We start from the raw sequence: 5,554 nt of genomic DNA, 5'->3' as shown, positions 1-5,554 counted from the left end.
GAACCGGCTTTTACAATTGCTATTACCCCAGCTAACAAACACCAAGCGGTAATATCATCTGCCGCAGCGCAAGTGATAACCATAGCCCCAATTTTTGTTTTTTGCAACCCACGTTCTTGCACAATTCTGGCTAAAACAGGAAAGGCTGTAATACTCATTGCGATGCCTAAAAATAATCCGAAAGAAATAAATTCAATTCCTTTTGGAGCAAAATCTGTGTAAATTGTGTAAGCTAAAACCAATCCTAATGTAAAAGGAATAATTATACTGGCATGACTAATAATTACGGCTTCTTTGGCTTTATTTCGGAGTACTTTTAAATCCAATTCCATTCCTACAACAAACATGAAAAAGATCAAGCCTATTTGACTTAAAAATTTTAAATTATCTAAGGAAGTAGTTGGAAATAACAATACAGAAAATTCTGGTAAATAACTTCCAAAAAATGAGGGTCCTAAAACAATACCTGCAATAATTTCACCAATTACTGAAGGTTGCCCGATTTTTTTACAAATTAAACCAAAAAATCTGGCTACTAAAATTATCGTAACAATTTGGGCTAATAAAATAGCTAACGGATGGGTAAGATTATGGTGCAAAGAATCTAAAAACTCCTGATAATATGAGTTTTCATTTGAAACTACTTTTAATACATCAGATTTTTCTAATAATTTTCCGTTTTTAATTGTCCAATAAATTAAAGCAGAAAATATGCCAACAACTATCAAATAAAAAAAACTATTTTTATAATTCTTCATTAAGCAACTTTGCTAAATTTAATTTTCAATAGGGCCTTCCCATTGCGAAATGCCTCCTACAAGATTATAAACATTTTCAAAACCCAATTGTTTCATAATGCCGCATGCTTGAGCACTTCTACTTCCAGCTAAGCAATAAACAAAATAGGTTTTTTCTTTATCCAACTCTTCTACTTGGTAAATAAAACCTTGACCTTTATATATATCGATATTTATAGCTTCCGGAATGTAACCGTTTGCTACTTCTTCTTCTGTTCTTACGTCTAATATAGCTGCGTTCTCAGTGGTTAAAAAGCCTTCCCACCACTCTTTTTGTTCTAAATTCATAAACACTTAATTTTCATCAAATTTACAATAAGAATTTAGATATAAAAATTTATTTTCCATCGCCAACCTCTAATTTCAGTATTTTAGAATTAATTTTAAAATTTAACATTAATTTAATAACGTTTGTATATACAAATAAAATAATTTAATTACATTTGTACCTACAAATAAAAATAGTGATGAAAATTGAAGAAGAAATAAAAAGTACAGTTGAATTATCTTTAGCAAAAAAGGTAATTCTCAATTTATCTTTTTCAAAAAGTATTGTTGCAGATCGTTTTTTAGAAATATTAAAACCATTTGATTTATCGAGCGAACAATATAATGTGTTACGCATTTTAAGAGGTCAAAAAGGAAAACCAGCAAATATGTCTGTTATTCAAGAACGAATGATTTCTAAAAATAGCAACACCACTCGTTTGGTAGACAAATTAATTATAAAAGAATTGGTAATCCGTAAAATTTGTCCGTCAAATAAAAGAAAAATGGAAATTACAATTACAGATAAAGGTTTGGAAATTTTAAAAAATTTAGATCCAATAGTAATTGAACACGAAAATAGTTTAGCAAACAATTTAACAACAGAAGAATTAACCCAATTAAATAATTTATTAGAAAAGTACAGAAATTAATTATGAGCACATTTATTGAAAATCAGAATTGGCGTTACGCTACCAAAAAATTTAACAGCGAAAAAAAAATCTCTAATTCAGATTTAGAAATTTTAAAAGAAGCCATTCAGCTAAGTACTTCTTCTTATGGGTTGCAACCTTATAAAGTTATAATTGTTGAAAATGAAGAAATTAGAAAACAATTACAACCAGCATCTTGGGGACAAAGTCAAATTACAGACGCTTCTCACCTATTTGTTTTTGCAAGTATTACTAATGTAGACTCTGAATACATAAATAATTTTGTAGAGAATATGGCCAAAACTAGAAATATTCCAGTAGAAAGTATAAAAGCTTATGCTGATTTTATGATTGGTAATATCACTACTTTAACTCCAGAAAAACAATTTATTTGGTCACAAAAACAAGCGTATTTGGCATTAGCCAATTTATTAAATGTTGCAGCTGAATTGAAAATTGATGTTACTCCTATGGAAGGATTTATCCCAGAAAAATATAACGAAATTTTAGGTTTAACAGAAAAAGGATTACACGCCACTTTAGTAGCAACAATAGGTTACAGACATAATGAAGATGCTACACAACATTATGCAAAAGTAAGAAAATCAATATCTGAATTATTTGAATCAATTTAATAACTAAATATTTAACAAACATGACAAATTTAAAAACAATTGCAGTAGCATTAGTAACATTGGCAACATTTACGGTAAATGCACAACAAACAAAAAAAATTGATGCAGCAAAAAGCGGTATCGTTTGGACAGGGAAAAAAGTAACAGGTTCCCATTCTGGAACTATTGGTTTACAAAGTGGAGCTTTAGTATTTAAAGGTAAAGTACTACAAGGAGGTACATTTACTGTTGACATGACAACAATTAACACTACGGATTTAAGACCAGGTCAAGGAAAAGAAAACTTAGACGGACATTTAAAAGCAGAAGACTTTTTTGGGGTTGAAAAACATAAAACAGCCAACTTAGTTTTCAAAACTATTAGTGGAAAAGGAAACGGTTTATATACTGTAACTGCAGATTTAACTATCAAAGCAATTACAAAACCAATTACTTTCGACATTACAGTTAATGGAAATATTGCTACCACTACATTAAAAGTAGACAGAACAAAATACGATATAAAATACGGTTCTGGTTCATTTTTCTCAGATTTAGGAGACAAAACAATTAGTGACGATTTTGAATTAAAAGTAAATTTAGCTTGGTAATTTAAAACTTAGTATAAAAAAAAGTCCTGAGAAATCAGGACTTTTTTGTGTTTATCATTTTTATTTAGATACTGGTCCAGCAGGCTTTTTTTCTAAAATACTTTTCTCTTCTTTTACTAAAACAGTTCCTTTAATTCGTAAAGCAACCATTCCGTTTTCTTTGTTAACGGCATTAGTATCAACTGTAATTGTTTTACTAATAGGCCCTGGATTCATATTGTATTGTACTTCAATAACACCCGTTTTTCCTGGAGCAATTGGTTCAGTTGGTTTTGTTGGAACGGTACATCCACAACTGCTTTTAGCATCTTTAATAATCAATGGCACATCACCGGTGTTGGTAAATTCAAAAGTTCTTTTTCCTGAATCTACACCTTTATAAACATCACCATAATTAATGGTTTCTTCTTTAAATTCAATTTTTGCACCACTTTGTGCATAAGCTGATAAACTGGTTACCATTAAACCTAAAATAAGTACTACCTTTTTCATTTTTTATTAATTTGAGAATTGTAAAAATATGTTATTTAAACTAACTAACAAAAAGTAAATACATTTTTTTTATTCTATTTTATATAATTACTTTTGCAGATACATTTCAAAAAGTATACCAAAAGACGCAATTATTTACAATTAACAAAATATAAATGATACCAGCCCAATTTGACGCCAAATCCGTAGAAAAAAAATGGTACGACTATTGGATGAAAAACAACTATTTTCATTCCACTCCAGACCACCGTACACCTTATACTATAGTAATTCCACCACCAAATGTAACAGGTGTATTACACATGGGTCATATGCTGAATAATACCATTCAAGATGTGTTAATACGTCGTGCGCGTTTAAAAGGTTTCAATGCTTGTTGGGTTCCTGGTACAGACCACGCCTCTATTGCTACAGAAGCTAAAGTTGTTGCAAAATTAAAATCGGAAGGTATTGATAAATTCGATTTAACTCGTGATGAATTTCTAAAACACGCTTATGATTGGACAGATAAATATGGCGGAACAATCTTAGAACAACTAAAACAATTAGGATGCTCTTGTGATTGGGAACGAACTAAATTTACTATGGATCCTGACATGTCAGCTTCTGTAATTCGTTCGTTTGTAGATTTATACAATAAAGGATTGATTTACAGAGGCTACCGAATGGTAAACTGGGATCCAGAAGCAAAAACAACCTTATCTGACGAAGAAGTAATTTTTGAAGAACGTCAAGGAAAATTATATTACATCAAGTATCAAATCGAAAATTCTTCAGATTATCTAGTGGTTGCCACTACTCGACCTGAAACTATTTTCGGAGATACTGCCATATGTATCAATCCGAATGATGAAAGACATTTCAATTTAAAAGGAAAAAAAGCCATCGTACCTATTTCTGGAAAGATTATTCCGATTATTGAAGATGAATATGTGGATTTAGAATTCGGTACAGGATGTTTAAAAGTAACGCCAGCTCACGATGTTAACGATAAAACTTTAGGTGACAAGCACAATTTAGAAATTATCGATATTTTTAATGAAGATGCTACTTTAAACTCGTTCGGATTACATTATGAAGGGAAAGATAGATTCGTAGTTCGCACAGAAATTGAAACAGAATTAACTTCAATCAATGCTTTAGATAAAGTAGAACAATATACTAACAATGTTGGTACTTCTGAAAGAACGAAATGTGTTATCGAACCTCGTTTATCTGATCAATGGTTCCTTAAAATGGAAGATTTAGTGAAGCCAGCTATTCATGCGGTTTTAGAATCTGACGAAATCAAATTATACCCTAGTCGTTTCAATAATACGTATGCGCATTGGTTAAATAACATTCGCGATTGGAATATTTCTCGACAATTGTGGTGGGGACAACAAATTCCGGCCTATTTTTATGGTGATGGAAAAGAAGATTTCGTTGTAGCTGAAACAAAAGAAAAAGCTTTAGCTTTAGCTAAAGTAAAAACTGCCAACTCAGAACTGACCACTGAACACCTACGCCAAGATGCTGATGCACTTGATACTTGGTTCTCTTCATGGTTATGGCCAATGTCGGTTTTTGGTGGAATTATGGATCCAGAAAATGAAGATTTTAAATATTATTATCCAACTAACGATTTAGTAACTGGTCCGGATATTTTATTCTTCTGGGTAGCCCGTATGATTATCGCAGGTTACGAAAATACTGATACTAAGCCTTTTAAAAATGTATATTTAACAGGATTAGTTCGTGATAGTCAAGGAAGAAAAATGTCTAAATCATTAGGGAATTCTCCTGAACCATTAGGTTTAATAGAAAAATTTGGTGCAGACGGAGTTCGTGTGGGATTATTATTAAGTGCTTCTGCAGGAAATGATATTTTATTTGATGAAGAATTATGTAATCAAGGAAAAGCGTTTACGAACAAAATATGGAATGCCTTTAAATTGATTAAAGGTTGGGAAGTTTCTGAAACTATTCCACAACCAGAATCTTCAAAAGTAGCAATTGAATGGTACGAAGCAAAACTGCAACAAACCCTATTAGAAATTGAAGATAATTTCGAAAAATACAGATTATCAGAAGCGTTAATGGCGACTTATAAATTAGTTTGGGACGATTTCTGTTCTTGG

General features: G+C 31.1%; 7 protein-coding genes. 4 read left to right on the top strand and 3 right to left on the bottom strand.

Translation table 11 applies throughout. From position 1 onward, the window contains the following. On the bottom strand, positions 1-758 hold a 758-nt coding region (locus tag ACIQ2I_RS07500), incomplete at its 3' end, for a cation:proton antiporter (RefSeq protein ID WP_396181804.1). Positions 759-776: 18 nt separating this feature from the next. Further along, a complete protein-coding gene (locus tag ACIQ2I_RS07495) occupies positions 777-1,085 on the bottom strand; it encodes a rhodanese-like domain-containing protein (protein WP_396181803.1) in 309 nt (102 codons plus the stop codon). Between the two features lie 179 nt (positions 1,086-1,264). Between ACIQ2I_RS07495 and ACIQ2I_RS07490 the strand changes: the two genes are divergently transcribed. Genes ACIQ2I_RS07490 through ACIQ2I_RS07480 form a run of 3 tightly spaced genes read left to right on the top strand, consistent with a single transcriptional unit; the run spans position 1,265 to position 2,942 of the window. Continuing rightward, positions 1,265-1,717 carry a MarR family winged helix-turn-helix transcriptional regulator gene (locus ACIQ2I_RS07490; RefSeq protein ID WP_396181802.1) on the top strand — a complete coding sequence of 151 codons (453 nt, stop codon included), beginning with the start codon at positions 1,265-1,267 and terminating at the stop codon, positions 1,715-1,717. A 2-nt stretch (positions 1,718-1,719) separates the two neighbouring features. Then, positions 1,720-2,352, top strand: coding sequence for an NAD(P)H-dependent oxidoreductase (locus ACIQ2I_RS07485; protein ID WP_396181801.1), 633 nt, complete (start codon positions 1,720-1,722; stop codon positions 2,350-2,352). Positions 2,353-2,372: 20 nt separating this feature from the next. Continuing rightward, positions 2,373-2,942 (top strand): YceI family protein, encoded by a 570-nt coding sequence (locus ACIQ2I_RS07480; RefSeq protein ID WP_396181800.1) that lies wholly within the window; start codon positions 2,373-2,375, stop codon positions 2,940-2,942. Positions 2,943-3,002: 60 nt separating this feature from the next. Here the strand turns inward: ACIQ2I_RS07480 and ACIQ2I_RS07475 are convergent, their stop codons facing one another. Next, on the bottom strand, positions 3,003-3,434 hold the full coding sequence (locus ACIQ2I_RS07475) for a DUF1573 domain-containing protein (RefSeq protein ID WP_396181799.1): 432 nt from the start codon (positions 3,432-3,434) through the stop codon (positions 3,003-3,005). Between the two features lie 155 nt (positions 3,435-3,589). Between ACIQ2I_RS07475 and ACIQ2I_RS07470 the strand changes: the two genes are divergently transcribed. Next, positions 3,590-5,554, top strand: a 1,965-nt coding sequence (locus ACIQ2I_RS07470; RefSeq protein ID WP_396181798.1) for a valine--tRNA ligase, incomplete at its 3' end; no start/stop codon positions are given.

Origin of the sequence: Flavobacterium sp. (genome assembly GCF_044368995.1) — a bacterium.
In the GTDB taxonomy this organism is placed as follows: Bacteria; Bacteroidota; Bacteroidia; order Flavobacteriales; family Flavobacteriaceae; genus Flavobacterium.
The sequence above is the reverse complement of the archived record's forward strand: the minus strand, read 5'-3'. Positions and strand labels throughout refer to the sequence as shown.

Excerpts from the sequence above, each read along its gene's own strand:
- ACIQ2I_RS07495 (WP_396181803.1), bottom strand. The coding sequence starts at position 1,085 with ATGAATTTAGAACAAAAAGAGTGGTGGGAAGGCTTTTTAACCACTGAG.
- ACIQ2I_RS07490 (WP_396181802.1), top strand. The coding sequence starts at position 1,265 with ATGAAAATTGAAGAAGAAATAAAAAGTACAGTTGAATTATCTTTAGCA.
- ACIQ2I_RS07485 (WP_396181801.1), top strand. The coding sequence starts at position 1,720 with ATGAGCACATTTATTGAAAATCAGAATTGGCGTTACGCTACCAAAAAA.
- ACIQ2I_RS07480 (WP_396181800.1), top strand. The coding sequence starts at position 2,373 with ATGACAAATTTAAAAACAATTGCAGTAGCATTAGTAACATTGGCAACA.
- ACIQ2I_RS07475 (WP_396181799.1), bottom strand. The coding sequence starts at position 3,434 with ATGAAAAAGGTAGTACTTATTTTAGGTTTAATGGTAACCAGTTTATCA.